The following is a 24,570-nucleotide window of genomic DNA, read 5'->3' as shown; positions in this document are numbered from 1 at the left end:
CCGAAAGTTGCAGTTTCTCGAATTCTGTATTCACGTCATGTACAGCTGGCTGCAAGGGATTTCAGCCCCGAAGGAGGTCACGGATGAGCCATGCCGAAGCCGCGACGGTCGGCCTGCTGCACCCCGGCCGGATGGGCGGCGGGTTCGGTGGCGCGCTGGCCGGAGCGGGCCACCAGGTGCTCTGGTGCCGAGCGGGCCGAAGCGCCGCCACGGCGCGGCGGGCCGAGGAGTTCGGCCTGGCAGCGGTGGACGACCTCGCGCAGCTCACGGCCCGGAGTGACGTGATCGTCTCGATCTGCCCGCCGCACGGTGCGCAGCAGGTCGCCGCGGCGGTCGCCGAGTCCGGATTCCGGGGACTGTTCCTGGACGCCAACGGCACGACCCGCGCGGTGCTGCTCGAACTGGCCGGAAAACTCTCGGCGGCGGACATCCGCGTCGTGGACGGCAGCGTCATCGGCCCCTGCCTCCAGGACGCTCCGGGCGCCCGGCTGCACCTCGCCGGCGAAAGGGACGATGTCACGCGGATCATCTCGCTTTTCGACGGAACAGGGATTCGAGTGCTGGACACCGGCGGTTCGCTCGGTGCCGCCTCGGCCCTCAAGACGTCCTATGCCACGTATCAGAAAGTCGCATACGTGTTGGCAGGTATCGCATTCGCATACGCAGACGCCCACGGCGTCATCGAACCCCTTGTCAGGGAGGCATCGTTGATAACCCGTTCACCTCTGACCGAAGTACTCGAAGACGGAATGCTGTCCAGCGTCGCGTCCCGCGCCTGGCGGTGGGGGCCCGAGCTCACGCAGTGTGCCGACGCCCTGCGCGAGGAAGGTCTCCCGGGCGACCTCGCCGACGCCGCGGTGCGCGCGCTGGAGCGCTGGTTGCCGGTCCGTGACGCCTTCGACGGGGACACCCGCCGTGCCCTCGACCTCCTGGGCGGTCGGCTGTGAGCGCGCCGCAGGCGCCCGAGCGGGCGGAGGCCGTGGTCGTCGGGGCCGGGCTGATCGGCATGTTCACCGCCCTGTCACTGGCCCAACGCGGCATCGACGTCGTGCTGATCGACGACATCGTCCACCAGAAACGCAGCTTCAAGGTCGGCGAGTCGTTCCTGGTCTCCACGGCGCTGCCACGCACCATCGGCCGGCTCGACACCTTCCTCGACGAGGAGTGCTTCGTCAAACTCGGCGTCTGGTTCACCGAGGGCATGGAAGGCGCCGAGACCTTCGCCCCGCGCAGCGAATGGAGCATCGCGCCCCTCAGCGAGCACACCCTCACCCGGCAGTCGGAGGACCACCGGGACCACTACCTCTTCCAGAGCGCCGAGGACAAGCTGTGGTTCCGCTGCCTGGCCGTGGACCAGCAGATCGTCCGGCCCGAAGCCGAGGACGAGATCCGCGCCACGGTACGTGCGCACCCGCACATCCGCTTCCTCGACAGCGCGCGCGTCGTGGACGTACACGTCGAGGCCGATGCTCCGAACACCGTGTCCTGGGCCGACCACGACGCCTCGAACACCGGGGAGGTCGTCGCCGACTGGATCGTGGACTGCTCGGGACGCAACCGGATGCTCGCCCGCAAGTTCGGCCACGCCGTCGAGAAGGAGGTCATCGCCGCGGACGGATTCCAGACCACCTCGATCTGGGGCCAGTTCAACGACATCACCGACGAGCAGTTCGCACCGGTCTGGGAGTACCGAGACCCGAACGGCGGATCGACCCCGCGTGACAAGTACACCGTCCACCTCTGGGGCGAGGGCTACTGGATCTGGGTCATCCGCCTCTCCAAGGACCGCATCAGCGTCGGCGTGATCTTCGACCAGCGCACCCCGCTGCCGGGCGGGACGCCCCGCGAGAAGTTCTTCGGCCTGATCGACCGCTACCCGGTGCTGCGCGAGGTGCTCACCGAGGAGCGGCTGCTGGAGTTCCGGATGTACCGCAACACCCAGTACCTGACCGACACGTTCGTCCACCCGCACGGCTACGGCATGGTGGGGGACTCCTCCTCGATCATCGACGCCTACTACAGCCAGGGCATCGGCCTGTCCTGCCAGCAGCTGTGGCACCTCACGAACGTCATCGAGGCGGACGTGCACGACGGCACACTCGATCACGCGTACATCGACCGGATCAACCGCAACGCGCGGCAGGACTGGCTGATGATCCGCAACATGCTGCGTGAGAAGTTCACGCCCGCCATCCAGGACCCGCGCTACTTCCTGCTCACGCATCTGATGGACCTGGTCGTGCTCTGGTCGACCGGAACCGCGCGCTCGGACTTCGCGACCTGGCTCGTGCGCACCGACGGCGAGACGAAGCGCGAGGGCCCGCGCGAACGGCGGTTGCGCCAGCGGCTGAGCAAGCGCCTCTTCTACAGCAGGTCCCAGCCGTGGGCCTGGCTGCCGCCGGAGACGGTGCAACGCGTCCAGTCACACCTGCAACGGAAGATCGCCGAGCGGGCGCGGTGGCGGCTGGAGCACGGCAGCGAGGTCCCCGGCTTCCACTGCCAGATCTCGATCGCGCGTCCGCTGCCGCGGCTGTGGCGCGTTTTCACGGCCGGTGCGAAAGGCGTCGTGGACGTCTCCCCGCTCGACCAGATCGCGCCCGCGGCGCTGCGGCGCCCCTCGGCCCGGCGCCCCCTCGTGCACCGGATCCCGATGAGCGTCAACACCCGCCTCAAGTGGGTGCTCAACCTGCGTACGCACGGGGTCATCGGCATTCTCGCGTACGGATACGCACTGGACGCGGCGGACACGGCGGTACGCAAGGTCCGCCACCGTTTCTCAGGCCGCCGCCCGGTGCCGGTGCCGGTCCCCGACGGCGGCGCGGCCGAGGTATCCGCCGAGGCACTCCCGCCCACCGCCACCACGCCGTCATGACGGACTGACCCCACCGGTTCCGGCGGCCGGGCCGGCGACGACATGCGCGGTACCCACCGAAGGAGGCAGGACCAGGATGCCCGACGACTCGACGACTGCCGCTGTTCTCGCCGCGATCGCCGTGGCGGCGTTCACGTGCGCGCTGTTCGGCGCGGCGGCACGCGCACTGCGGCAGCCCCCGGTGATCGGACAGATCCTGGCCGGGATCGCGCTCGGCCCGAGCCTGCTGGGCCGACTGCCCGGTGATCCGGCCGCGAGCCTGTTCCCGGCGCACGTCCTGCCGTTCCTCGCCATGCTCGGGCAGGTCGCGGTGACGGTCTTCATGTTCTCCGTCGGACACGAACTGACCGCGCATCGCCGCCAGGCGGCCGGCCGCGCCGTGGTCACGGTCACGGTCGGCGCACTGGCGGTGCCGATGGGCCTCGGCGCCGCCACGGCCGTGCTGGGGCGCACCGGGTTCGGCTCCGCCGGGGAAACGGCTGCCGGCAGTGGCACGTTCGTCCTCTTCATGGCGCTGGCCGTCGCCATCACCGCGCTTCCGGTGCTCGCCGCGATCGTCCGGGACCGCGGTCTCGACGGCACGCGCGCGGGCACCGTGGCGCTGGCCTCGGCGGGCCTGATGGACGCGGTGGCCTGGTTCGCCCTCGCGGCGATCACGCTCGGCGCCGGAACCACGGCCGGCCGGCACTCGGGCGCAAAGGAGGTGGGCCTGCGGATCGTCCTGCTGCTCGCGCTCGCCGCTGCGCTGCTCGGCGTCGTCCGGCCCCTGCTGCGCCGTTGGATGCGCAGCTCCGTCACGGTGCCGTATCACCTGCCCGTCGCGTTCGCCCTCGCCGCGGGGGCGGCAGCGGCTACCACGGCCCTCGGGCTGCACGCCGTCTTCGGCGGCCTGCTCGCCGGTGCCGCCATGCCCCACCTGCACGAAGGCCCCGAGCCGGACTCGGTTCCGAGCTCCGGTCGCGCCCCCGTCCCCTTCCTGACCGCCGCCATCCACGCGGTCGAACACCTCTTCCTCCCCCTGTTCTTCGTCACCACCGGCCTCGCCCTCGACGTCGGATCACTGCGCCTCGACGACTTCGTGCTCCTCGCCGTGCTCTGCGCCGTCGCCTGCGCGGGCAAGCTCGGCGGCGGATACCTCGGTGCCCGCGTCGGCGGCCTGCCCAGGCAGGCGAGCGCGACCGTCGCCGTCCTGCTCAACACGCGCGGCCTGACCGAACTCATCGCCCTCAACCTCGGCCTGGCCTCGGGCATCATCCACAAGCGCCTGTTCACCGTCCTGGTGCTGATGGCCGTCATCACGACGCTGATGACCAGTCCGCTTCTGTCCGCCCTCGGCCACCGCGCGAACTCCCGGCGAAGCCGCGGGTCAGGCCCCGGCGAGCCCGCCACCGCGTCGGCGTCCACGGACGCGGATCCGGCGGCGGTCCGGAGAGTTCAGGCTCGGCAGGTGTCCTGACACCACGCTCGCGCTCCCTGGCTCACGGGTGAACAGGATCGAGTCCGAGTTCGCCACGCCGCGCCACGGCGTGCTGTTCGCCCTAGGGGACCAGGACGGGCTTGACGACCCGGCCCGCCAGCATGTCCTGCTCGGCTTCGTCGATCCTGCTCAGTGGGTAGGTCCTGATCAGCCGGTCGAACGGGAAGCGGCCCTGCTGCCAGAGGGCGATCAGCTCGGGGACGAAGTCCTGCGGCACCGAGTCGCCCTCGACGATGCCCATCAGCGTCTTGCCGGTGCCGAGCGCCAGGGCGTCGAGTTCCAGGAGGCCGTTCAGCACGCCGACCAGCCCCATGGTGCCGGTGGTCCGCAGGGCGGCGATCCCGGCGGAGATGACCGACGGGACCCCGGTGGTGTCCAGGCCGAACTGGACGCCGCCGCCGGCCGCCTTCTGGATCTGCTCGGTCAGGTCCGGCACGTCGCCGCGCACGGTGTCGGTGGCGCCGAACTCGCGGGCCAGGGAAAGCCGTTCGTCGTTGAGGTCGACGGCGATGACCCTCGCGGCGCCCGCCACCCGGGCCGCCATCACCGCGGACAGACCGACCGACCCGACGCCGAGCACCACGAGGCCCGACCCCGCCCCGACCCGCAGTGCGCGCAGCACCGCGCCCGCGCCGGTCTGCACGCCGCACGCCAGAGGTCCGAGCTTCTCCAGCGGCAGCGCGGGATCGACGACGACCGTGTTGCGGGCCGTGGCGATGGCGTGCGTGGCGAGGGAGGACTGGCCGAACCAGCGTGCGGCGATCGGCTTCCCCTCGCTGTCGCGCATCGTCGTGGAGCCGTCCGGACGGGCCCCGAGCATGTTGCGCGCAGTGAAGGTGTCACAGCAGGACGGGTGCCCCGCACGGCAGTTGGCGCAGGCGCCGCAGGAGTCGAAGGAGAGCACCACGTGGTCGCCGGGCCTGATGCCGGTCACTCCCTCGCCGACCTCCTCCACCACTCCGGCGCCCTCGTGCCCGAGCACCATCGGCAGCACCGCCGCGTACATCTCGGAGCGGGCCATCTGCTCCGTGTGGCACAGCCCCACCCCGGCGATCTTCACCCGCAGTTCGCCGGGGCCGGGCTCGGCCAGTCGGACCTCCTCCAGCGAGTAGTCGCCGTCGGCGGAGCGGAGCACCGCGGCGGTCGCGGTGGTCCCGGTGGTCGCGGCGGTCGCGTCACCGGTGGGGTCGGGGACCCGGGTGAGGTGGAAGTAGAAGTCCGTCGGATCCCCCTTCTTGTCCATGACCGCGAGCATCACGTCGTCGGTGAGCCGGCGGAAGTGGTCCACGATCGGCAGCTGGTCGTAGACCATCGCCGCCGACGGCTCGCCGCGGAAGACGACCTGACGGATGGTCGCGAGCCCCATCTCCTCGAAGGAGTAGACGGTCCCGTCCTCGCGGGTGCACAGCAGGGGCTCCACGTGCTCCTCGCTCACGAAGCGCTTCCCGTACCACCGCATCTGCTCCATGAGACCGGCGTTCTCCGTGCCCCGCTCGAACCAGCCGCCTTTCCATGTTCCCCTGAGGAAGCCCGCGTCGACCGGCTGCAGCCGGTCGAAGATCCGTTCCAGGGTGGCGTTGTCGCACTCACCGCCGGCGGCGATGACGTCCAGGATCTGCTCTTCTGCAACCATCTCTCGGGTTCTCCTCGTTGTGGGCTTCTCTGCCGTGAGCGACTCGGTGCCCTCCTGCCGTGGGCGGACCGGGTCGAAGTGCTCGTACATGCGGGTGTGCCAGAGCAGCACCCGTTCCAGTGCCACGGCCGGGCCGTACGCGGTCGCGGTGAGCGGGGCCAGTTCCAGGCGGCAGTCCTCGAAGCTCTCGGCGGCGGCGCGGCGCGCCTGGTCCTCGCTGAGGCCGATGGCCAGGGCGTCCACCTGCCCGTCGGCCCGCTCGCGCCGGTGGCCGCGGAGATCGTTGACGAGCCGGACGGCCTTCGCGGCGTGCCGCAGCGCGCCGCGCAGGACGGGGAGCCGCCGGGGCAGGTCGGGCTCGTCCATCAGCGCCCACATAGCGGCCAGTTGCTGCTCCACGCCGATGGACCAGGAGCCGTAGAGCAGGTAGCTGTCGAGCCGCGGGAGTTCACCGCGGCCGGCCGCCTCGGCGGCCTCTCGTTCGAGCCACATGCCGGTCAGGGTCTGGTGCATGCTGTCCCGCCAGAACGCCAGCAGGTCGGGGCGCCCGGCGCGATGCAGGTTCGCGCTGATCTCCGTCAGGGCGACCTCCATCGGATCCCCCGAACCGGCGGGACCGCCCTCGACGATCCGGCGCCAGTCGTCGACCCGGGAGGCGAGTCGGCCGGGGTCCGCGCCGGGATCGTCCAGCACGTTGTCCAACGCCATGAGCCACATGGTGAGTTGGGAGACCTGGTAGCAGTGTCCGGTGGGCAGCCACGGGGTGAAGAACGCGGTCTGGAGGCACATCAACGGCACGAGAGCCGGATCCACCGGCAGTTCGAGTCCGCGTACCCAGGTGTCGAGAACGGTCATGTTCCGCATGGCGGCGGAGCAGTTGTCCGCGATGCGAAGGATCTCCTGCGGCGGATGGCCGGCGGCGGCGCCCACCCGGGGCGAGGTCCCGGTGCTCATCCGGCCACGTGCTCGGCGCCGATGACGAGGACGCCGGGAAGGTCGGGTGTCGATCCCACGGGCTGGTCTCCCTTGCTGCGGACATGGTGTGTGTCATCGGCGGGCGGTCTTCTCCCCGGACGTACGGGACGGTGACGGGTGGCCCGGCCCCGCGGGAGCGGGAGGTGCCGGCGGTCGTCGCGCAGGGTCTGACGAACATCGAGATCGGGCGTGCCCTGCATCTGAGCGAGGGAGGGGGCCGAGCCCACATCGGTCGGCTGCTCACCGAGCTCGCCTGCGGCGACCGGGTGCGTGCCGTACGTCCGGCCGTCGCCGCCCGTCCCGCCGCTGAGTCCCACTTCGCGTCTCCCGTCCACTCCTGCTGCGGTCTCTCGTTTCCGTCTCCTGCGGCCAGGCAGCCGCCTTCTCACTTGGCCAGGTATCCGCCGTCGATGACGTGGTCGCTCCCGGTGAGGTAGGCGGCTTCGTCGGAGGCCAGGTAGGCGATCAGGCGGGCGACCTCGTCGGGTCGTGCCGGCCGCCGCAGCGGGACGGCGTCGAGCAGGCCGTCCGTGGCCCCCGCGGGGAGGGCGGCCACCAGCGGTGTCTCCACCAGGCCCGGAGAGACGGAGAGCACCCGGATGCCCGAGCCGGCGTACTCCCGTGCCGCGGTGCGGGTCAGCGCGAGGACGCCCTGCTTGGCGGCGGAGTACGCCCCGTGACCGCGGAACCCCGAGTGGGCGGCGATCGACGCCAGGTTGACGATCACACCGCCGCCCGCCGCGGCCATCGCCGGGAGCTGGTGGCGCAGCGCGTGGAAGACGCCGTGGAGGTTCACCTTGAGTACGGCGTCGAACTCCGCGAGGGGGTATTCCGCGAGCGGTCTGAGCGCGCCGTTGATGCCCGCGCTGTTGACGGCGATCCGCAGTCCGCCGCCCAGGTCCGTCGCCTCGGAGACCGCCTGCCCCACCGCGTCGGGGTCGGTGACGTCCAGTCGCCGTGCCCGTGCCCGGCCGCCGGCGGCGGTGATCTCCTCGGCGACCCGGACCGCACCCTTCTCGTCCAGATCGGTGACCAGGACCGGGGCGCCCCGTGCGGCCAGCAGCCGGGCGCAGGCGGCCCCGATGCCCGAAGCCCCTCCCGTCACCATGGCCACGCGGCCGTGGAGGGGGACGTCGCCCGTCGCTTCGTCCACGCTGTCCCTCATCCCTGCCGGTCCTTCCTTCGCGTGGGTCGGATTCACGGCCGGCCGGCCCGGCGCGGGGTGAGCGTCACGAGGACCCGGTCCGGGCGGATCACGGTGCCGACCAGGGTCCGCACGGGTTGCCCGGGGGCCGGTGCCCACTGCCAGCGGCTCGCGAAGCAGGCCAGGGCGATGGTGAGTTCGGCCCAGGCGAACTCCTCGCCGACGCAGAGGCGGTTGCCCGCGCCGAAGGGCAGGTAGGTACCGCGTGCCGGTCTGGGGGCGCCGCCCGTCCAGCGCTCGGGGGCGAAGCGGTCGGGGTCCTCGTACAGTTCGGCGTCGCGGTGCAGTGCGTAGGGGGAGAAGAACACGTCCGTTCCGGCGGGCAGTTGCGCGCCGCCGAGGGTGAGCGGCTGGATCGTGCGGCGCATGGAGAGCCAGGAGACCGGGTACAGGCGCAGCGTCTCCGTGAGGATCTGCCGGGTGTACGGCAAGGAGCGCAGATCCTTGAAGCCGGGTGGGCGTTCCCCCAGAACGGTGTCCACCTCGTCCTGCAGCCGGGTCTGGACCTCGGGACGGCGCGAGACCTCGTGGGCCGCGTAGGCCATGGCGGCGCTGATCGTGCCGGTGCCGCTGAGGAAGAGGGTGATCAGCTCGTCGGCGACCTGGGCGTCGGTCATGGAGCCGTCCGGGCCGTCCGCCAGCAGCAGCATCGACAGCAGGTCGCCCCGGTCGTCGCCGTCGGCCCGGTAGTCGTCGATGATCCGTTGCTGGGCGGCCCGCAGCCGGTCGAGCGGCCCGCCGTCCGGCGGACGCCAGCGCGGCAGCAGGGGGATGCGTTCCGCCCACGCCTGCAACGGTGAGAGGGCCAGCTTCATCGACCGGTACTTGACGGAGAGCCAGTCCTTGACGGCGGCGTGCAGTTCGGGTCCGGGGTCGGCGGCGAACAGGGTGCGCAGCAGGATGTCCATGGTGAGGCGGTTGATCTCCGGCACCAGATCGAGGACCGTGCCGGGTCGCCAGGCGGCGGCCCGTACGGCGGACCGCTCGGACATGATGTCCGTGTAGCGCTCGATCCGTTCGTGGTGGAAGCCGGGCTGGATCAGCCGGCGCTGGCGGCGGTGGAAGTCCGCGGCGGAGGTGGTGAGCCCGTCGCCGAGCGGCCCCCGTAGGGTGTCGAACATCGCCCCTTTGTCGAATCCCCGGGCCTGGGTGGCGAGCACCTCGCGGATGAGTTCGGGCGAGTTGACCACGTAGACCGGGCGCGGACCGACGGAGATCCGCACCATGGGGCCGTACGCGCGCAGGTGCCGCATGAAGGTGAGTGCGTCGGAGTTGAGCTGTCGGCCGTGGCCGGTCAGCGGACGGTGGCCGCGCGCCACGGGCACGACCAACGCGGCGTTCGGGGAGGCGAGGCCCATCTCAGATGTCTCCCTGGGTGCGCAGGTAGCGGCGGCCGGCGAACAGACCCATGGCGGCGAACGCCTGGGTGTGGGTCTGGTAGTGGGTGAGCAGCGGCCGGGGACCGTACATCATCGGCTGCCCCGGCCAGGTCCCGTCGGGGCGCTGCGAGGTGGTGAGGTGGTCGAGACCGGCCGCCCAGCGCTCCCTGTCCAGGACGCCCCCGGTCTCCAGAGCGGCCAGCGCCAGACCGGTCGCGGCCGGGGAACTGGTCTCGCCGGCCTCGGCAGGCCAGCCGCCGTCCGGGTTCTGTGTCTCGGCCAGTGCCAGGGCCGCGTCGTGCGGATCGTCGCCCTGGGGCGCGAGTGCGGCCAGCACCTCGGCGGTGGCGTAGGGCAATCCGTGGTACCAGGAGGCGTGCCAGCGTCCGTCGCGCCGGTATCTCTCCTCCAGCCAGCCGCGGGCCTCGTCCCGGGCGATGACATGCCTGTCCGCGTGCAGGTCCAGGGCGGTGACCACATGGGCGACGACATCCTCGACGGGCGGGTCTCCGGCGGACTGCCAAGTGCGCCACAGCCCGTCGGCCAGTCGCTGTTCGGCCAGGTGGTTCAGGCCGCCACCGAGTGTCTTCGCGGGGACGGCGGTGTTCCGCAGCGCGATCAGGGCCGCGCTGGTGGTGTCGTTGTCGGACTCGACACGGGCGCGGAACGGCCAGCCGCCGTCGGGATTCTGCGCCGCGACGAGGAAGGCCACCGCGCGCGGCAGGGCATGGCGGTCGAAGACCGGCTCGCCCCGGAAGACCCGCATCATCAGGGTGGTGTCCCAGACGTCGCTGGAGGCGAAGCGCCAGGTGCCGTCGGGGAACTGGCTGTTCAGCAGGTACTCGGTGCAGCGCCGGGCCGCCGCGCCCTCGGGATCACCCGCCCGCAGGGCCAGCAGGGCGAGCCCGGTACTGACCGGGTTGCCGAAGAAGTCGCCGGCGGGTGACTGTTCCCCGGCGATGCGGTGGGCCGCCTGCCTGGCCCGTTCCCCGTTGTCGAAGTGGGCCTCCACCAGGGCGTGCGCGGACCAGAGTTCCACTCGGGTCCAGCGCTTGAGGCGGCCGGTGTGCGCCCAGCCGTCGTTCAGTGACGCCCGCAGCCGGGCCGGGGCACCGCCGACGGTTTCCCGGCCGGTGTGCAGGGCCACCACCTCCAGCAGGCGGGCCCGCGCCGCGTGCGCGGGCTGGGCGAAGGAGGGGTGACGCAGGTCGACGGGGGCTCCGTCGCCCAGTGCCAGCGACCGCAGGGCGGTTTCGACCGCCAGGGCGGCGGGGTGGTGCGCCTGGGGTTCGGCACCGCGCAGCCAGCCGAGGGCCGCGGTCGTGGCGTCGGGGGCGCCGGGGTGCGCGGCGCGGGCGAGCGAGAGGGCCACGAGCGCGGTCTCGGTGATCCGGGGGTCCGGGTCCGAGACCCAGGAACCGTCGCCCCGCTGGGAGGAGAGGGCCTGCCAGGCGGCGAGGACCACTGCCCTGTTGACCCGTTCGGAGGTGAGTGCTGTTGCGAGCCCTGAGGTCATGACTGCTCTCTCCGTGAACGCAGCCGATGCTGCCGGTTGACGGTGATCAGGAGGGTGGCCGCTGCGGGTTCGTGCACCTGTCGCCCGGTGGCCAAGGGCCGTTCCGCCGCGCCGCGGGCCCGGGCTCCGTACCGCGCCATGCTGAGGAACCAGGCGCAGCAGGCGTGCGTCCACCGACCGATGACCCGGGCCCGGACCACGTGCGGGCAGTCGCAGTCGCAGTCGCCGTCGAGGCGGCCGGCAGCGCGTCGTGCCGGCACGCAGGGAGGCCGGCGACGCCGGTACGACGGGAACGGCGTCGTACGGGGCGATGCCGTACCCGTCCGCCGGCACCCGGCAGGCGTTGGGCGCGCGGGCCCACGCGCAGGACGATGGCCGGGCCCCTGGCACCGGCGCCGTGGACTGTCGGCACGTCCCGCTCCGGAATGCGTCGCCACCCGCGCGGCGAAGGCCTCGCGGAGGCTGAAGGTGCGAACAGGTTGCTGTTCACGATCGTCCTTCCGGGCGTTACGTCAGGAAGAGCAGGCAGAGCAGAGCGAAGGGGGACATGCGGGGGAGGCGGCGGTCCCGTCCAGGCCATGGGCCCGTGCCCGAGCGCAGGCCTGGCCGGGTGGCCGGCTGCCGCTTCGTCTCGGCGACGCCGGGTGCCGCGGGGGCGTTCACCGTCATCGTGGAGATCCGCCGGACGCCACGCCAACGATCCGGGCGAGATGCGGATGGTCGATTCCCCCAGGCCCGGCTGAGCGTGGCCGATCGGCCCGGTGCCCCGGTGCCGCATGTGACCGATCGGCCAGGATGACCGGTACCGGGTTGACCGAGTACCTGCTGCCGGTCGGGGATCGGGTCGGCGGCTCATCCATGCCGTGGATGAGCCGGATACGTGATTCGGATCGCGTGGAGGATGGCGAGCGGGCCTCCCGGCCGCCCATAGTCGTCCCTACCCGCACGCCGCTGTCCGGACCAGCCGCCGACGTGCGGTCGTCCGCGGCATGCTGTGCGCCACAGGCGCCCGTGAACGGTATGCCCGCTCCCTCGCACCGTCCCCTGGAGTCGCCATGCCTGGTTCCGTTCCCTCGCCCTCGCCGTCGCCGTCGCCGTCGCCGTCGCCCTCGCCGTCGCCGTCGTCGCCCTCGCCGACCGCGATCGACGACACCCTCCAGTCGTCCGTGGCCGTCTCGGGCCCCGCGCACGTGCTGCGTGTGACCCTGCTGATGGCGGGCAGCTGTCTGCCGATCCTGGGGGCCGTGCTGATCGCCCCGGTGCTGCCGAAGATGCAGGACCATTTCGCGTCGGTGCCCGGGGCCAAGGCGCTGGTGCCCCTAGCGCTGACCGTTCCGGCCCTCTCACTGGCGCTGCTGGCCCCGTTCGCGGGTGCGCTCGTGGACCGGCTGGGACGCAAACGCCTGCTGATAGCGGCGACCCTGTTGTACGCCGTGTTCGGCACCGCTCCGCTCTGGCTGGATTCGCTGGTGGCCGTCATCGCCGGCCGGGCCCTGGTCGGGGTCACCGAAGCCGTGATCATGACATGCTGCACCACGTTGATCGGCGACTACTACAGCGGTGCTCGGCGGGTGAAGTACCTCGCCCTGCAGACGATGTGCGCGTCCGCGTCCGCCACCGTCTTCTTCGTGGTCGGCGGCGCCGCGGGATCGGCGGGCTGGCGGGTGCCCTTCTGGATCTATGCCGTGAGCCTGGTGCTCGCCCCCCTGATGGCCGCTTCCCTGGCCGACCCGGCGACGGGCGCGGCGGCCGCCGGGACGTCGGCCGCCGGGACGTCGGTCGCCGAGGTGCGACGCCCCTTTCCCTGGCGGCAGATGAGCGGTGTCTGCGCTCTCACTTTCTTCGGGGCGGTGGTCTTCTACACCGTGCCGGTCGAGATGTCCTACCTGCTCGACGACCTCGGGGTGAAGAACTCCGGAGTGATCGGTCTGGCCGCCGCGGTCGCCAGTGCCGCCACCGTGGGCGGGGCGGTCACCTTCGCCCGTCTCAAGCGCTCTCCGGACCCGTTGCTGCCCGTCGCGCTCGGGCTCGGCGCGATCGGTTTCGGAGTGATCTTCCTTGCCGGGAACGCTCCGCTGCTGGTCGTCGGCGCGGTCGTGAACTGCCTGGGCACCGGCATGCTGCTGCCCGCCCTGCTCACGAGCGCCATGTCCCGGCTGGCGTTCGAGGACCGCGGCCGTGGCACGGGACTGTGGATGGCGGCCTTCTTCGGCGGTGAGTTCGTCTGCCCGCTCGTGCTGCTCGCCGGGGAGTCGGCGGTCGGCACGCTCGCGGGTGCGGTGGGGGCGCTGGGGCTGGCTGCCGCGGCCGCCGCGGCAGGGCTGTGGGCGGCCCGCCGCCGGGTGGGCGCCGTGGATCCGCGGCCGCTGCCGGAGCAACTGGTCTGAGGCCGCTGAAGTCCACGGGCCGGGAGTGCGAGGCGTCCCGGCCCGTTCGGCGGGGATGCCGTCGTGTCGGACGGCGACACCATCGTCGCGGGGCGGACACTGCGTGCCGTGTGCGGTGTCCTGCCGGTCATCGGCCGACGTGGGGTGCGTGGGGCCGGGACGGCGGGACACCCGGCCCCTCGCCCGACGCGGTGGCGGACCCGGGTACCCCGGGGCCGTTGCCCGTCAGGGTCGCGCCCACCTCGGCGGCCTTGCGCCGCAGCCAGATGTGGGCCGCGTCCTGCGTGTGCACGGGGTGCCACCACATCGCCTCCCGGACCGGTACCGCCTCGAACGGGCAGGGCAGGACGCGTACCCCGGCGGACAGAACCGCTCTGCGGGCCAGCCGCTCCTGGATCATCGCGACCCGGCGGGTGCCCTCGACCATGTGCGGCAGCAGCTGGAAGGTCTGCACCGAGACCTCCACCCGGGGACTGATGCCGATCATGCTCAGCTGACGGGCGACCGGGGCGTCGTAGGGGCGCTGGTAGACGACCCAGGGCAGGCCGGCCAGCTGGTCGAGGGTGAGTGCGTCACCCACCTCCGGGTGGTCGTCGGCGATCATGCACAGCCAGCGGTCCGTGTAGAGGTCGACGGCGGGGAAACCGTCGATGACACCGTGCGGCATCAGGAGGCCGTCGACGGTGCTCAGGAGCGCCGCAGTGTTCTCCTGGACGGAAGGCGCCGGGTGCTGGAAGGTGAGCCGGATGCCGGGCGCCTCGTGGTGCAGGGCACGGGCGAGGGCGGCACCGAAGACGGCCGCGCCGTAGTCCGACGCGAGCAGGGTGAACTCGCGGATCTCGGCGGCCGGATCGAAGTCGGCCTGGCTGGCGAAGACACGCTCCAGCAGGTCGCAGGCGGTGGCGCTGCGGTCGCGCAGGGCGACGCCGAGCGGGGTCAGTTCGTAGGTGTTGCCGGTGCGGGCGAGCAGTTCGTCGTCGAAATGGCGGCGCAGCCGGGACAGCGCCGCGCTCATCGCGGGCTGGCTCAGTCCGACGCGCTCGCCGGCCCGGGTCACGTTGCGCTCCTCGAGCAGTGCGCGCAGGGCGAGGACCAGATTGAGATCGAGTCGGGACAGGTTCACCGAGCACCATCCAAGGCAAGGGAAAGCCATCCACGCCATGGATGAGGCGCATCCACAGGATTGATTTCCATGATTGACGGATCGAGGTCAGAGTAGACCCCATCCCAGCGGGAGGACATCTGATGGCAACACTCGTGCAACCTGCCGGCCCGTTCGGGCTCGGCACGTTCTCTGCTCCGGACGGACGGCCGTTCCCCGGCATCCTGGCGAAGGGCCGTGTACTCGATCTCGGCCGAGCGCTCGCCTGGGCACCGTCCGAGGTGCGGGACGTGGTGGAGCGCTGGGCGGAATCCCTCCCCGTCCTGCACGTCCTGGCAGACGAGGACGCCCTCGACTGGCAGCCCCTGGAGAGCCTCCGGGTGCACGCCCCGCTGCAGCCGCGACAGATCTTCCAGTCGGGTGCCAACTACCGGCAGCACGTCATCGACCTGGAGGTCGCCCACCGCGCCTCCGACGACCCGCGCACGGTCGAGGAGGCACGGGCGGAGATCGCCGCGGTGATGGACCGGCGGGCGGCGGAGGACCTGCCGTACGTGTTCGTCGGTCTGCCGAGCACGGTCACCGGGCCCTACGACGACGTCGAACTTCCGTCCTGGGCCGAACAGCCGGACTGGGAACTGGAGTTGGCGGCCGTCATCGGCAGGACGGCCCATCGGGTGTCCGTCGAGGAGGCCCTGGACCACGTGGCCGGGTACACGATCGCCAACGACCTCACCGACCGGGCCACCGTCTTCCGGCGGGACATGAAGGCGATCGGCACGGACTGGCTGCGCTGCAAGAACGCGCCCGGTTTCACCCCGCTCGGCCCGTGGCTCGTCCCGGCCGGGTCGGTCGCCGACCCGGGTGACCTGCGGGTCACCCTGAAGCTCAACGGCGAGACCATGCAGGACGAGTCCACCAAGGACATGCTCTTCGGCGTGGCACGGTTGGTGTCGTACATCTCGCAGACGGCCCGGCTCCTGCCGGGCGACCTGGTGCTGACGGGCAGTCCGGCGGGCAACGGCATCCACTGGGGGCGGCTGCTGCGGGAGGGCGATGTCATGGAAGGGGCCATCACCGGTCTGGGCGTGCAGCGCACCCGCTGTGTGGCGGAGACGTCGGCATGAGCCTGGACCGTCACGATCCCGAGGGCGCCGTCGCCGAGGCCGCCAAGTCGTACTCCAACTGGGGGCGTTGGGGCGCGGACGACGTGCTCGGCACCCTCAACTTCCTGGACGAGGCCAAGCGGCGCGAGGGCGCTGCGCTCGTCCGGCGCGGGGTGAGCTTCTCGCTGTCGCAGCGGTTCGACATGGAGGGGCCGCAGAAGGGCTGGCGGCGCCGGACCAACCCCGTGCACACCATGCTGGACACCGGCACCGACGCGGCCCTCGGCAACCAGGGCTTCCCGCACGGCATCGGCGGCGCCGACGACGTGATCGCGATGCCCCTGCAGTGCTCCACCCAGTGGGACGGGCTCGGGCACATCTTCGACCACGGCAAGGCGTGGAACGGCCGGGACGCCGCGACCACGGTGACCTCCGACGGCGACCTGGTCACCGGCATCGAGCACATGGCGCCGTACGTCGCCGGGCGCGGGGTGCTCCTCGACGTCGGCCATGTCATCGGTGCGGACGGCGAGTTGCCGGACGGCTTCGCCATCACCGAGGAGCACCTGACCGCGACCGCCGAGGCCCACGGCGTGAGCGTCGGACGCGGTGACATCGTCGCGGTACGCACCGGACGGCTCGCCCGTGCCCGCCGCGACGGCTGGGGCGACTACGCCGGCGGCGACTCGCCCGGGCTGTCCTTCACCGCCGCCGGCTGGCTGCACCGCACCGAGATCGCCGCGATCGCCACCGACACCTGGGGCTTCGAGGTGCGGCCCAACGAGTTCGAGCACGCCTTCCAGCCGCTGCACCAGGTCGCCATCCCGCATCTGGGCCTGCTCATCGGTGAGATGTGGGACCTCGACGCCCTCGCCGCGGACTGCGCCGCCGACGGTGTGTACGAGTTCTGGCTCACCGCGGCGCCGCTGCCCATCACCGGAGCCGTCGGCTCACCCGTCAACCCGATCGCCGTCAAGTAGCCCGCCCAGGACGCCGGTTCGGTCGTCGGACGCGCCGTATCCGGACAGCGACGGCACCTCCGGCCGGCACCTCCGGCCCGCACCGCCGTCCCCACTCCTGGCCCGCGTTCGCAGCGGGCGAGCCAGCCGCACCCCAGCCGCCCGAAGCCGCGCGGCCCGACCCCGGGAGGTATCCCCGACATGGCCGACAGCCGCACTCCTGCCCAGCCGCCGACCCGCAGGACCCCCACCGTCCTGGTCATCGGCGGCGGCGCCTCGGGCAACGCCGTCACCGTCCTGCTGCGCCGCGCCGGGATCGCCGTCGACCTGGTCGAGGCCCGTCCCGACTGGAACGCCGGCACCGGCTCCGGCATCACCCTCCAGGGCAACGCCCTGCGGGTCCTGCGCGAACTGGGCGTGTGGGACCAGGTGGCGGCCTCCGGATACGCCTTCGGCTCGCTCGGCGTGACCGCCCCGGACGGCACCGTCCTGTTCGTCGCCGAGGACCTCCGGACCGGCGGCGAAGACCTGCCCGCCACCCTCGGCATGCAGCGCCCCCGGTTGCAGCAGATCCTCATCGACGCCGTCCGGGCCTCCGGTGCCGGCGTACGCCTGGGCACCACCGCCGAGACCCTCGACCAGGACGCCGACGGTGTCTCGGTGCGCTTCAGCGACGGCACCACCGGCCGCTACGACCTGGTGATCGGCGCCGACGGCCTGAACTCGGCCACCCGCGCCGCGATCGGGATCACGGACAAGCCGGAGCCCACCGGCATGGCCATCTGGCGCATCGCCGCCCCACGGCCCGCGAGCGTGACACGTACCGACCTGGCGTACGGCGGCCCCGCCTACATCGCCGGCTACTGCCCCACCAGCGAGAACACCCTCTACGCCTACGTCGTCGAGGCGTGCCGGGACCGCGCGGCCATCGAGCCTGCCGCCTACGCCGACGAGATGCGCCGCCTGGCGCAGGGTTACGGCGGCGCCTGGCCGGAGATCACCGAGCACATCACCGACCCGGAGAGGGTCAACTACACCTGGTTCGACCGCCTGCTGGTCGAAGGTTCCTGGCACCGCGGCCGGGTCGTGCTCGTCGGCGACGCCGCCCACTGCTGTCCGCCGACCATGGCCCAGGGCGCGGCGATGTCCCTGGAGGACGCCCTCGTCCTCGCCGAACTGCTCACCGGCGGACGGGACTGGGACGACGAACTGCTGCAGAGCTACCACGACCGCCGCATCCCCCGGGTACGCACTGTGGTCGAGGCCTCCGTGCAGATCGGCCGGTGGCAGCTGGACGGCGTGCGCGACGCCGACATGGCCGGGCTGGTCGGCCGCACCATGAACCTCCTCAAGGAACTCCCGTGACCGCCACCGCGTCCACGGCGTCCATCGCGCCGACGATCGACGTCCACGCCCACCTCCTGCTGCCGGAGGTCGAGGACGCCGTCGCCGGCCGGCCCGGCCTCGCCGAGGCCCGCGAACTCGACGCCCGCCGCAACGGCCCGGCGGCCCTCACCGTCAACGGTCCGATGGTCGGGGCGCGCGTGCCGAGGCTGACGGACGCCGCCGTACGCCTGGCGGCCATGGACGCGCAGGGCGTGGACGTCCAGCTGGTCAGCCCGTCCCCGTCGCACTACCACTACTGGGCCGGGTCCCGACTGGCCGAGAACGTCTGCCGGTTGGCCAACGAGGGCACCGCCGCACACTGTGCGAAGGCTCCCGACCGGCTGCACGGGCTCGGCCTGGTCCCTCTCCAATGCCCCGACCTCACCGTGGAGTTGCTCGACCACGCACTGGACCAGGGCCTCAAGGGCGTGGAGATCTCCTCGCACGCCCCCGGCCGCGAGTTGTCGGATCCCGGGTACGAACCCTTCTGGACCCGCGCCGAGGAAACGGGCGCCCTGGTCTTCCTGCACCCGTTCGGCTGCACCCTCGACGAGCGTCTGGACCAGTGGTACCTGTCCAACACCGTCGGCCAGCCCGTCGAGAACGCCGTCGCCCTCTCCCACCTCGTCTTCTCCGGTGTCCTGGACCGCCACCCGGACCTGAAGCTGATCGCGGCACACGGCGGCGGCTACCTGCCCACCCACCTCGGCCGCTCCGACCACGCCTGGCGGGTCCGTCCGGACGCGCGGAGCTGTGCACGGGAGCCGAGCAGCTACCTGAAGCAGCTGTACTTCGACTCCCTCGTCCACGACCCGTTCGTACTGAGGGAGTTGCTGCGCGCCGCGGGCGCGCGGCGGGTCCTGCTCGGCTCCGACTTCCCCTTCGACATGGGCACCGAGGACCCGCTGTCCGCGCTGCGCGCGGCGGACCTGCCCGACGACGACTTCCACGCGGTGCGGGGCGGCAACGCGGCCGCCCTGCTCGACCTCGACTGAGAAGGAACCCCCACGATGAGCGACCGTCTGCTCACCCATCTGCGCCACGTCGACCTCGCCGTGCCCGACTACGACAGGCAGCTCGACTTCTACTCCGGTGTCTGGGGCCTGACCAAGGTCGCCGAGGACACCGGGCTCTCGTTCCTCGCCGCCGAGGGCAGCCCCGAGCAGTACGTCGTACGGCTGCGGAAGGCCGACGAGAAGCGCCTCGACCTGGTCTCGTACGGTGCCGCCTCGGCCGCCGATGTCGACACCCTCGCCGAGCAACTGTCGTCCGGTGGTGTTCAGTTGATCTCCCAGCCGGGCAAGGTCGACACCCCCGGCGGCGGCTACGGCTTCCGCTTCTTCGACATCGACGGCCGCACCGTCGAGGTCTCGGCCGACGTCGAGGTCCGCCGGCACCGCCGGATCGAGGAGAAGGAGTCGATTCCGGTCAAGCTGTCGCACGTCGTCCTCAACTCACCGGACCTCGACAGGACCCGCGCGTGGTACGAACGCCACCTCGGCTTCCGGCTGTCCGACACGCTCGGCCACCCGCACATTGGCGACGTCATGCACTTCATGCGGATCAGCAGCCAGCACCACTCCATGGCCATCGCGAAGGGCCCGCACACCTCCCTGCACCATGTCTCCTTCGAGATGCGGGGCATCGACGAGTACATGCGCGGCTCCGGCCGTGTCATACGGGCCGGCTTCAAGAAGATCTGGGGTCCGGGCCGGCACATGGCGGGCGACAACACCTTCACCTACTTCCTGGACCCGCACGGCAACACCGTCGAGTACACGACCGAACTGGAAGTCCTCGACGAGGACACCTGGCACCCTCATGTCTACGACTTCTCCCGGCCCGAGGTCACCGACCAGTGGGGCACCGCCAACCCCATGAACGAACTGGTCACCAAGGAGTCCTTCAACGACGTGGACCGCGGCTGCTTCGTCGCCCCGCCGGTCTGATCCCCGGTCCTGTACTCCCTCCTCCTCCCGTCGACAGGACCTCCAGCATGCGTTTCGCCACGTACGAACACCGCGATCGACGCCAGGTGGCCGTCGTCGAAGAGGACGGCACGCTCTACCCCCTGCCCGGCGTCAGCTCGCTGACCGGCCTGCTCGCCGAGGGCGGCGGTCTGCCCGGACTGCTCGACGCGGGCTCCGTCACCCTCGACGTCCCGGCCGGCCCCCACGTCTCCGACGTACGGCTGCTGCCGCCGCTCCAGCCGCCCACCGTGCGGGACTTCGTCACCTTCGAGGAGCATGTCGAGGGCGTACGGCGGTCCGTGGACGGTGCTTCCGGCGTGCCGGAGCAGTGGTATGCGGCTCCGACGTTCTACTTCACCAACCCCTACGCGGTGTACGGCCCTTACGACGACGTCCCGGTGCCGCCGGGGTCGGGACTGCTCGACTTCGAGCTGGAGGTCGCCGCCGTGATCGGGAAGGAGGGCCGTGACCTCACCGTGCGGCAGGCCCGTGACCACATCGTCGGCTACACCGTCCTCAACGACTGGTCCGCCCGCGATCTGCAGTCCGCCGAGATGAGGGTGGGCCTCGGTCCGTGCAAGGGCAAGGACACCGCCACCACCCTGGGCCCGTACCTGGTCACCGCCGATGAACTGGACGAGTACCGCGACCCGGACGGCTTCCTGCGCCTGGCACTGACCGCCGAGATCAACGGCGAGGTGGTCGGCAGGGACCTGCTGTCCAACATGAGCTGGACCTTCGAGGAGATGGTCGCCTACGCCTCGCGCGGTACCGTCGTCCGTCCCGGCGACGTCCTCGGCTCCGGAACCTGCGGCAACGGCGGTTGCCTGGCCGAGCTGTGGGGCCTGCGAGGCAGGCAGGATCCGGCGCCGCTCAAGCCCGGCGACACGGTCGCCCTCACCGTCGAGGGCATCGGTACCGTCTCCAACACCGTGGTGGCCGGTCCCGACCCCGTCCCGGTCGCCGCCGCTCGCCGTCGCCTCCGAGCGAGGCCGTGACCGAGCGGCTGCCGGGCAAGGTGGTCGTGGTCACGCCGACCCGGGCCGGTGACGAGCACATCGAGAAGTCACCAGGCCGTGTCGGACGCCTGAGGGTCCTTGAGCAGGGTCGGGCTCTCGCGCGTGTGCTGCCGGTAGTCGAGGGGAGGCTCGCCGTACTGCCGCTTGAACGCGCGGGAGAGGTAGAGGCGGTCGTCGATGCCGACACGGGTGGCGATCTCGCCGACGGTGAGGTCGGTGAAGCGCAGCAGTCGCGCTGCCTCGGTCATGACCCGTTCGGTGATGAGAGCGCGGGTGGAGCGGCCGGTCACCCGTGACAACACCCGCCACAACGTGGCCGGTGACACGTTGAGCTGCCGCGCGTAGTGGCTCACGTCGCGATGGCGTGCGAAGTCACGTTCGAGCAGTTCACCGAAGCGCCTCGACAACTGGAGATCGGTCTGCCCCTGCCCGTGCGGCGTGTCACGGTCGTGCCAGCGAGCTGTCCAGGACAGCAGTGTCATGAGCAGATGACGTTGGATGTCGACGCTGTGGACCTCGGGAGACCTTCCCGCCTCCGCGGCGAGCGTCCTCACGACGGCGTCGACCCGAGCCGTGTCGCCGTCCGGCACCTCGGCCGACATCACGCCGGTACCGGCGAGCAGCGTGCCGACGACCGAGCGTGCCGCCGGCTCGTCGTGCAGCAGCTCGTCACCGAATCGGACGACCGCCCCGGACAGCTCCTGTCCGCGCTCCAGCTGGTGGACACCGCGACGGCCGATCAACAGCAGCGTGTTCGCGCTCTGCAGCCGGCGCTCGTCGTCGATCAGATGCGAGCAGTCGCCCTCGCGCGCCCAGACCAACTCGTAGAACTCGTGCCGGTGCGGGCCGCTCACGGGGCACTGCGGGTCGCCGAACGTCTCGTTCTCGAAGAGGTGGACGAAGACCGCGGACCGGGCCTCCGGGAGGCGTACGACGGCCAGATCGCCGATGCGTGGGCCCGGGGCCGTCGGGAAGGTCACCAGCCGGGTGTCGGACATGGACTCTCTTCGCTCGGCAGCACACATGCGTGACAAGAACCGTGACAAGAACATCGTAGGCGGCATCTCGCACGGTCGTCACACGAGAACCCCCGAACCCTCGAACCCTCGAACTGGCCGATGGGGAACGTCCATACATCGGAGAGGTGCGTCCATACCGAGCCCGGGTGGTCCTGGACAACATTTGAGGCGAGCGCTTCCGCGGTGTCACCCGAGTACCTCGCGGAGTGGCGCCGTCCACGTGACCCATGGTCAGCAAACTCAGGAGCCACCGTGATCAACCGTCGTCATGTCCTGCGCGGCAGCGGTATCGCTGCCGGTGCCGCCGCCCTCGGCCTCGCCGGCGCCGGCATCTCCCCTGCGAGTGCCGCCGGACAACCCTCGCCGCCGACCTTCCTGCCGCTGCCCGACAGCGTGAAGCCCCTGCCGGTCAACGCGGACGGCTACCGTCTGGAACGGGTGGGCCGCAACGGGTACGTCCTGATCTACCAGTACGTCCAGTCCGTGTTCGTGGTGACCCGTACCGGTGTCGTACTCGTCGACGCACCGCCTCTGACCAGTGAGGTCCTCCCGGCCGCCATAGCGTCCGTGACCAACAAGCCGGTCACGCACTTCTTCTACACCCACAGCCACGCCGACCATGTCGCCGGCGTCACCAACTACCCCAGGGCGACCCGGATCGCGCACCGTGACACCGCGACACTGCTGACCCTGCACAACGATCCCTCCCGGCCGAAGCCGCAAGTCGTGATCAACGAGGATCACAAGGTGCTGTACATCGGCGGTGAGGAGATCCACGTGGTCTACCCGGGAGCCAATCACGAGTCCGGGAACATCCTCGTGCACTTCCCCGCGCAGGGGCTGACGGCGATGTCCGACGTCGTCATGCCGGGCTGGGCGCCGTACCGGGCCTGGGGCAACGCCGACTACCTGCCCGGCATCCTCGCCGCGCACGACGCGATTCTCGGCACCGACTTCACCACCTATGTCGGCGGCCACATCTACCGCACCGGCACCCGCGCGGAGGTCAAGCAGTCACGTGAGTTCTTCCTGGACTTCTGGACCACGACACAGAAGACCCTGGGGAACATCTCGCTGCCGGAGATCCAGGCGAGCCTGGCCGAGCCCCTGAACGGATGGGCGGCCCAGAAGGTCTGGATCGACAGGATCGCGCAGTCCGTGATGTCCGAGATGATCGACCGCTGGGGCACGAAGATCGCCGCGGTGGACACCTTCACGGCCGACTGCGCCGGTGCCGCCGCCGTCTCCATCCTCACGGACGCTCCGGTCGACTTTCCCTGAGCCGCCCGGAATAACGCTTGAAATCTCAAGCAAACAGCGAGACGCTTGGGTTTGATATTTCAAACCGATCTCCGACGTCCCTGGGAGCTGTCGTGTCCGTCACCTCACCCGTAGTCGCTGTCCGCCGTGGTCCGCTCGTCGTCGCGGGAGGGGTGCTCGGCGCGATCGTCGTCTCCTCCGTCGCGAACACGTTGATCGCGCTCGTCGCCCATGCCGCCGGGGCGCCCGACGACTTCCAGCCGTTGAAGGCGTCCTCGTACGTCTTCCTGACGGCGGTCGGGGTCGTGCTCGGCTCAGCCGGATGGGCCGTCGTACGCAAGGCGGCGAAGGACCCCGGGGCGCTGGTGCGCCGGCTGGTGCCGACGGTCGTGGTGGTCTCCTTCGTGCCGGATTTCCTGCTCTTCGGGGACGGCGGAGCCATGGGTGTCCTCGCCCTGCTCCTGATGCACGTGATCGTCGCGGTGATCGCGGTGTTCGCCTACCGCAGGGTGATGCCTCTGTCGTGACGGGGGTGGCGAGGGCGAAGTGCTCCGAGTCCGTGGTGTACCACTTGCCGCCCAAGTGGACCCGGAGGTCCAGGCGCTCCTTGCGGCCCTTGCCGTCCCGGCGCCGGTCGGGCTCGGTCGGAGGTCGGACACCTGGGGCGGGCCGGTGAGCGAAGGCCGGGTCGGAGCTCTGACATCCCGCGCGGCGCCCTCGGTTCTGTGCGGGCAGGCACCTGCCTCCGCCTTCGGGGCCAGAGAGCCCCAGGCCCTCTATTCGGCGACTTCGGCAGCTTCGGTGACTCCGGCGATGACGGGTGGATGGGTTCCGCCCGTGACGGTGAGGTCTTCGAACCGGACGATCTCGCCGCAGGAGGCGCAGGTGCTGTCGACGTGCAGGAGGGAGCCGCACACATGGGTGAACTCGGCGGTCTGCGCGCCGTCGCGACTCCAACGGTCGCCCCACTGCTTGAGTGCGAGCAGTACGGGAGCGAGGTCGCGCCCCGCGGGAGTGAGGAGGTACTCCTCGCGCGGCGGGCGCTCGCTGTACTGGCGCCGTGACACGACGCCGGCGTCGACGAGTCTGGTGAGTCGAGCGGAGAGCACGCTGCGGGGCGCGCCGAGCTGTGCCGCCAGGTCGACGAACCGGTGGTTTCCGTAGAAGAGCTCGCGGACCAGCTCAAGGGTGTAGCGATCGCCGACGACGGTGAGGGCGTCGGTGACCGAGCACTCGCGGGGGGTTGGTTTGACTTTTGGACTCACGTGGCTAGGGTACCTGCAGGAGTCGGTCCAGATTTCATACC

Annotated in this window: 20 protein-coding genes; 13 read left to right on the top strand and 7 right to left on the bottom strand. The window is 71.2% G+C overall.

The window, feature by feature from the left end:
• The first annotated feature begins 83 nt into the window (after positions 1 to 83).
• The 3 genes from ACFWPQ_RS21450 to ACFWPQ_RS21440 all read left to right on the top strand — a co-directional run bounded on the left by ACFWPQ_RS21450 (position 84) and on the right by ACFWPQ_RS21440 (position 4,328).
• Positions 84 to 947 (top strand): DUF1932 domain-containing protein, encoded by an 864-nt coding sequence (locus ACFWPQ_RS21450; RefSeq protein WP_384036843.1) that lies wholly within the window; start codon positions 84 to 86, stop codon positions 945 to 947.
• Positions 944 to 2,872 carry an NAD(P)/FAD-dependent oxidoreductase gene (locus tag ACFWPQ_RS21445; protein WP_384036841.1) on the top strand — a complete coding sequence of 643 codons (1,929 nt, stop codon included), beginning with the start codon at positions 944 to 946 and terminating at the stop codon, positions 2,870 to 2,872. Before ACFWPQ_RS21450 ends, ACFWPQ_RS21445 begins: the two co-directional genes overlap by 4 nt.
• A gap of 76 nt (positions 2,873 to 2,948) precedes the next feature.
• Positions 2,949 to 4,328: a cation:proton antiporter gene (locus ACFWPQ_RS21440; RefSeq protein ID WP_384036838.1), complete on the top strand. Its 1,380-nt coding sequence runs from the start codon at positions 2,949 to 2,951 to the stop codon at positions 4,326 to 4,328.
• Positions 4,329 to 4,410: 82 nt separating this feature from the next.
• On the opposite strand, the gene ACFWPQ_RS21435 is transcribed toward ACFWPQ_RS21440, so the two are convergent.
• Positions 4,411 to 6,936 carry a zinc-binding dehydrogenase gene (locus tag ACFWPQ_RS21435; RefSeq protein ID WP_384036835.1) on the bottom strand — a complete coding sequence of 842 codons (2,526 nt, stop codon included), beginning with the start codon at positions 6,934 to 6,936 and terminating at the stop codon, positions 4,411 to 4,413.
• 83 nt (positions 6,937 to 7,019) lie between these two features.
• On the opposite strand from ACFWPQ_RS21435, the gene ACFWPQ_RS21430 reads away from it, so the two are divergent.
• Positions 7,020 to 7,394, top strand: a complete 375-nt coding sequence (locus tag ACFWPQ_RS21430) for a helix-turn-helix transcriptional regulator (protein ID WP_384036833.1) — start codon at positions 7,020 to 7,022, stop codon at positions 7,392 to 7,394.
• On the opposite strand, the gene ACFWPQ_RS21425 is transcribed toward ACFWPQ_RS21430, so the two are convergent.
• The 3 genes from ACFWPQ_RS21425 to ACFWPQ_RS21415 are packed head-to-tail and all read right to left on the bottom strand — an operon-like array spanning position 7,343 to position 11,056.
• Complete coding sequence (locus tag ACFWPQ_RS21425; protein WP_384036830.1) at positions 7,343 to 8,122, bottom strand: SDR family NAD(P)-dependent oxidoreductase; 780 nt, start codon at positions 8,120 to 8,122, stop codon at positions 7,343 to 7,345. The two genes, ACFWPQ_RS21430 and ACFWPQ_RS21425, sit on opposite strands and share 52 nt — an antisense overlap.
• Positions 8,123 to 8,154: 32 nt before the next feature.
• Complete coding sequence (locus tag ACFWPQ_RS21420) at positions 8,155 to 9,519, bottom strand: cytochrome P450 (RefSeq protein WP_384036827.1); 1,365 nt, start codon at positions 9,517 to 9,519, stop codon at positions 8,155 to 8,157.
• Position 9,520: 1 nt separating this feature from the next.
• Positions 9,521 to 11,056, bottom strand: a complete 1,536-nt coding sequence (locus tag ACFWPQ_RS21415; protein ID WP_384036824.1) for a prenyltransferase/squalene oxidase repeat-containing protein — start codon at positions 11,054 to 11,056, stop codon at positions 9,521 to 9,523.
• Between the two features lie 1,055 nt (positions 11,057 to 12,111).
• Here ACFWPQ_RS21415 and ACFWPQ_RS21410 point away from each other — a divergent pair.
• Entirely contained in the window at positions 12,112 to 13,443 is a 1,332-nt protein-coding gene (locus tag ACFWPQ_RS21410) for an MFS transporter (RefSeq protein ID WP_384036821.1), read from the top strand.
• Between the two features lie 127 nt (positions 13,444 to 13,570).
• Here the strand turns inward: ACFWPQ_RS21410 and ACFWPQ_RS21405 are convergent, their stop codons facing one another.
• Entirely contained in the window at positions 13,571 to 14,566 is a 996-nt protein-coding gene (locus tag ACFWPQ_RS21405; RefSeq protein ID WP_384036818.1) for a LysR family transcriptional regulator, read from the bottom strand.
• Positions 14,567 to 14,688: 122 nt separating this feature from the next.
• Between ACFWPQ_RS21405 and ACFWPQ_RS21400 the strand changes: the two genes are divergently transcribed.
• The 6 genes from ACFWPQ_RS21400 to ACFWPQ_RS21375 all read left to right on the top strand — a co-directional run bounded on the left by ACFWPQ_RS21400 (position 14,689) and on the right by ACFWPQ_RS21375 (position 20,964).
• Positions 14,689 to 15,672, top strand: a complete 984-nt coding sequence (locus tag ACFWPQ_RS21400; RefSeq protein ID WP_384036815.1) for a fumarylacetoacetate hydrolase family protein — start codon at positions 14,689 to 14,691, stop codon at positions 15,670 to 15,672.
• The gene (locus ACFWPQ_RS21395; protein WP_384036812.1) at positions 15,669 to 16,631 is read left to right on the top strand and encodes a cyclase family protein; all 963 of its coding nucleotides are present in this window, start codon (positions 15,669 to 15,671) and stop codon (positions 16,629 to 16,631) included. The genes ACFWPQ_RS21400 and ACFWPQ_RS21395 overlap by 4 nt, the downstream gene beginning before the upstream one ends.
• A gap of 180 nt (positions 16,632 to 16,811) precedes the next feature.
• The gene (locus ACFWPQ_RS21390; RefSeq protein ID WP_384036809.1) at positions 16,812 to 17,975 is read left to right on the top strand and encodes an FAD-dependent oxidoreductase; all 1,164 of its coding nucleotides are present in this window, start codon (positions 16,812 to 16,814) and stop codon (positions 17,973 to 17,975) included.
• Positions 17,972 to 18,991 (top strand): amidohydrolase family protein, encoded by a 1,020-nt coding sequence (locus ACFWPQ_RS21385; protein WP_384036806.1) that lies wholly within the window; start codon positions 17,972 to 17,974, stop codon positions 18,989 to 18,991. The genes ACFWPQ_RS21390 and ACFWPQ_RS21385 overlap by 4 nt, the downstream gene beginning before the upstream one ends.
• A 15-nt stretch (positions 18,992 to 19,006) precedes the next feature.
• Positions 19,007 to 19,945: a VOC family protein gene (locus ACFWPQ_RS21380; protein ID WP_384036802.1), complete on the top strand. Its 939-nt coding sequence runs from the start codon at positions 19,007 to 19,009 to the stop codon at positions 19,943 to 19,945.
• Between the two features lie 47 nt (positions 19,946 to 19,992).
• Entirely contained in the window at positions 19,993 to 20,964 is a 972-nt protein-coding gene (locus ACFWPQ_RS21375; RefSeq protein WP_384036799.1) for a fumarylacetoacetate hydrolase family protein, read from the top strand.
• Between the two features lie 68 nt (positions 20,965 to 21,032).
• Here ACFWPQ_RS21375 and ACFWPQ_RS21370 read toward each other — a convergent pair whose 3' ends face one another.
• Entirely contained in the window at positions 21,033 to 21,983 is a 951-nt protein-coding gene (locus ACFWPQ_RS21370) for a helix-turn-helix transcriptional regulator (RefSeq protein WP_384036796.1), read from the bottom strand.
• Between the two features lie 273 nt (positions 21,984 to 22,256).
• On the opposite strand from ACFWPQ_RS21370, the gene ACFWPQ_RS21365 reads away from it, so the two are divergent.
• A complete protein-coding gene (locus ACFWPQ_RS21365) occupies positions 22,257 to 23,285 on the top strand; it encodes an MBL fold metallo-hydrolase (protein WP_384036793.1) in 1,029 nt (342 codons plus the stop codon).
• A gap of 92 nt (positions 23,286 to 23,377) precedes the next feature.
• Positions 23,378 to 23,791: a DUF6069 family protein gene (locus tag ACFWPQ_RS21360; RefSeq protein WP_384036790.1), complete on the top strand. Its 414-nt coding sequence runs from the start codon at positions 23,378 to 23,380 to the stop codon at positions 23,789 to 23,791.
• 249 nt (positions 23,792 to 24,040) lie between these two features.
• Here the strand turns inward: ACFWPQ_RS21360 and ACFWPQ_RS21355 are convergent, their stop codons facing one another.
• Positions 24,041 to 24,529, bottom strand: coding sequence for a winged helix-turn-helix transcriptional regulator (locus tag ACFWPQ_RS21355; protein WP_384036787.1), 489 nt, complete (start codon positions 24,527 to 24,529; stop codon positions 24,041 to 24,043).
• Positions 24,530 to 24,570 lie beyond the last annotated feature (41 nt).

The organism is Streptomyces sp. NPDC058464, from assembly GCF_042721035.1.
In the GTDB taxonomy this organism is placed as follows: Bacteria; Actinomycetota; Actinomycetes; order Streptomycetales; family Streptomycetaceae; genus Streptomyces.
This window is presented reverse-complemented; position numbering and strand designations above follow the sequence as displayed.

What these genes read in the sequence shown, in the direction of transcription:
- ACFWPQ_RS21410 (WP_384036821.1), top strand. Translation starts at nt 12,112, where the DNA reads ATGCCTGGTTCCGTTCCCTCGCCCTCGCCGTCGCCGTCGCCGTCGCCG.
- ACFWPQ_RS21450 (WP_384036843.1), top strand. Translation starts at nt 84, where the DNA reads ATGAGCCATGCCGAAGCCGCGACGGTCGGCCTGCTGCACCCCGGCCGG.
- ACFWPQ_RS21435 (WP_384036835.1), bottom strand. Translation starts at nt 6,936, where the DNA reads ATGAGCACCGGGACCTCGCCCCGGGTGGGCGCCGCCGCCGGCCATCCG.
- ACFWPQ_RS21400 (WP_384036815.1), top strand. Translation starts at nt 14,689, where the DNA reads ATGGCAACACTCGTGCAACCTGCCGGCCCGTTCGGGCTCGGCACGTTC.
- ACFWPQ_RS21425 (WP_384036830.1), bottom strand. Translation starts at nt 8,122, where the DNA reads ATGAGGGACAGCGTGGACGAAGCGACGGGCGACGTCCCCCTCCACGGC.
- ACFWPQ_RS21395 (WP_384036812.1), top strand. Translation starts at nt 15,669, where the DNA reads ATGAGCCTGGACCGTCACGATCCCGAGGGCGCCGTCGCCGAGGCCGCC.
- ACFWPQ_RS21380 (WP_384036802.1), top strand. Translation starts at nt 19,007, where the DNA reads ATGAGCGACCGTCTGCTCACCCATCTGCGCCACGTCGACCTCGCCGTG.
- ACFWPQ_RS21440 (WP_384036838.1), top strand. Translation starts at nt 2,949, where the DNA reads ATGCCCGACGACTCGACGACTGCCGCTGTTCTCGCCGCGATCGCCGTG.
- ACFWPQ_RS21375 (WP_384036799.1), top strand. Translation starts at nt 19,993, where the DNA reads ATGCGTTTCGCCACGTACGAACACCGCGATCGACGCCAGGTGGCCGTC.
- ACFWPQ_RS21420 (WP_384036827.1), bottom strand. Translation starts at nt 9,519, where the DNA reads ATGGGCCTCGCCTCCCCGAACGCCGCGTTGGTCGTGCCCGTGGCGCGC.
- ACFWPQ_RS21430 (WP_384036833.1), top strand. Translation starts at nt 7,020, where the DNA reads ATGGTGTGTGTCATCGGCGGGCGGTCTTCTCCCCGGACGTACGGGACG.
- ACFWPQ_RS21390 (WP_384036809.1), top strand. Translation starts at nt 16,812, where the DNA reads ATGGCCGACAGCCGCACTCCTGCCCAGCCGCCGACCCGCAGGACCCCC.
- ACFWPQ_RS21370 (WP_384036796.1), bottom strand. Translation starts at nt 21,983, where the DNA reads ATGTCCGACACCCGGCTGGTGACCTTCCCGACGGCCCCGGGCCCACGC.
- ACFWPQ_RS21415 (WP_384036824.1), bottom strand. Translation starts at nt 11,056, where the DNA reads ATGACCTCAGGGCTCGCAACAGCACTCACCTCCGAACGGGTCAACAGG.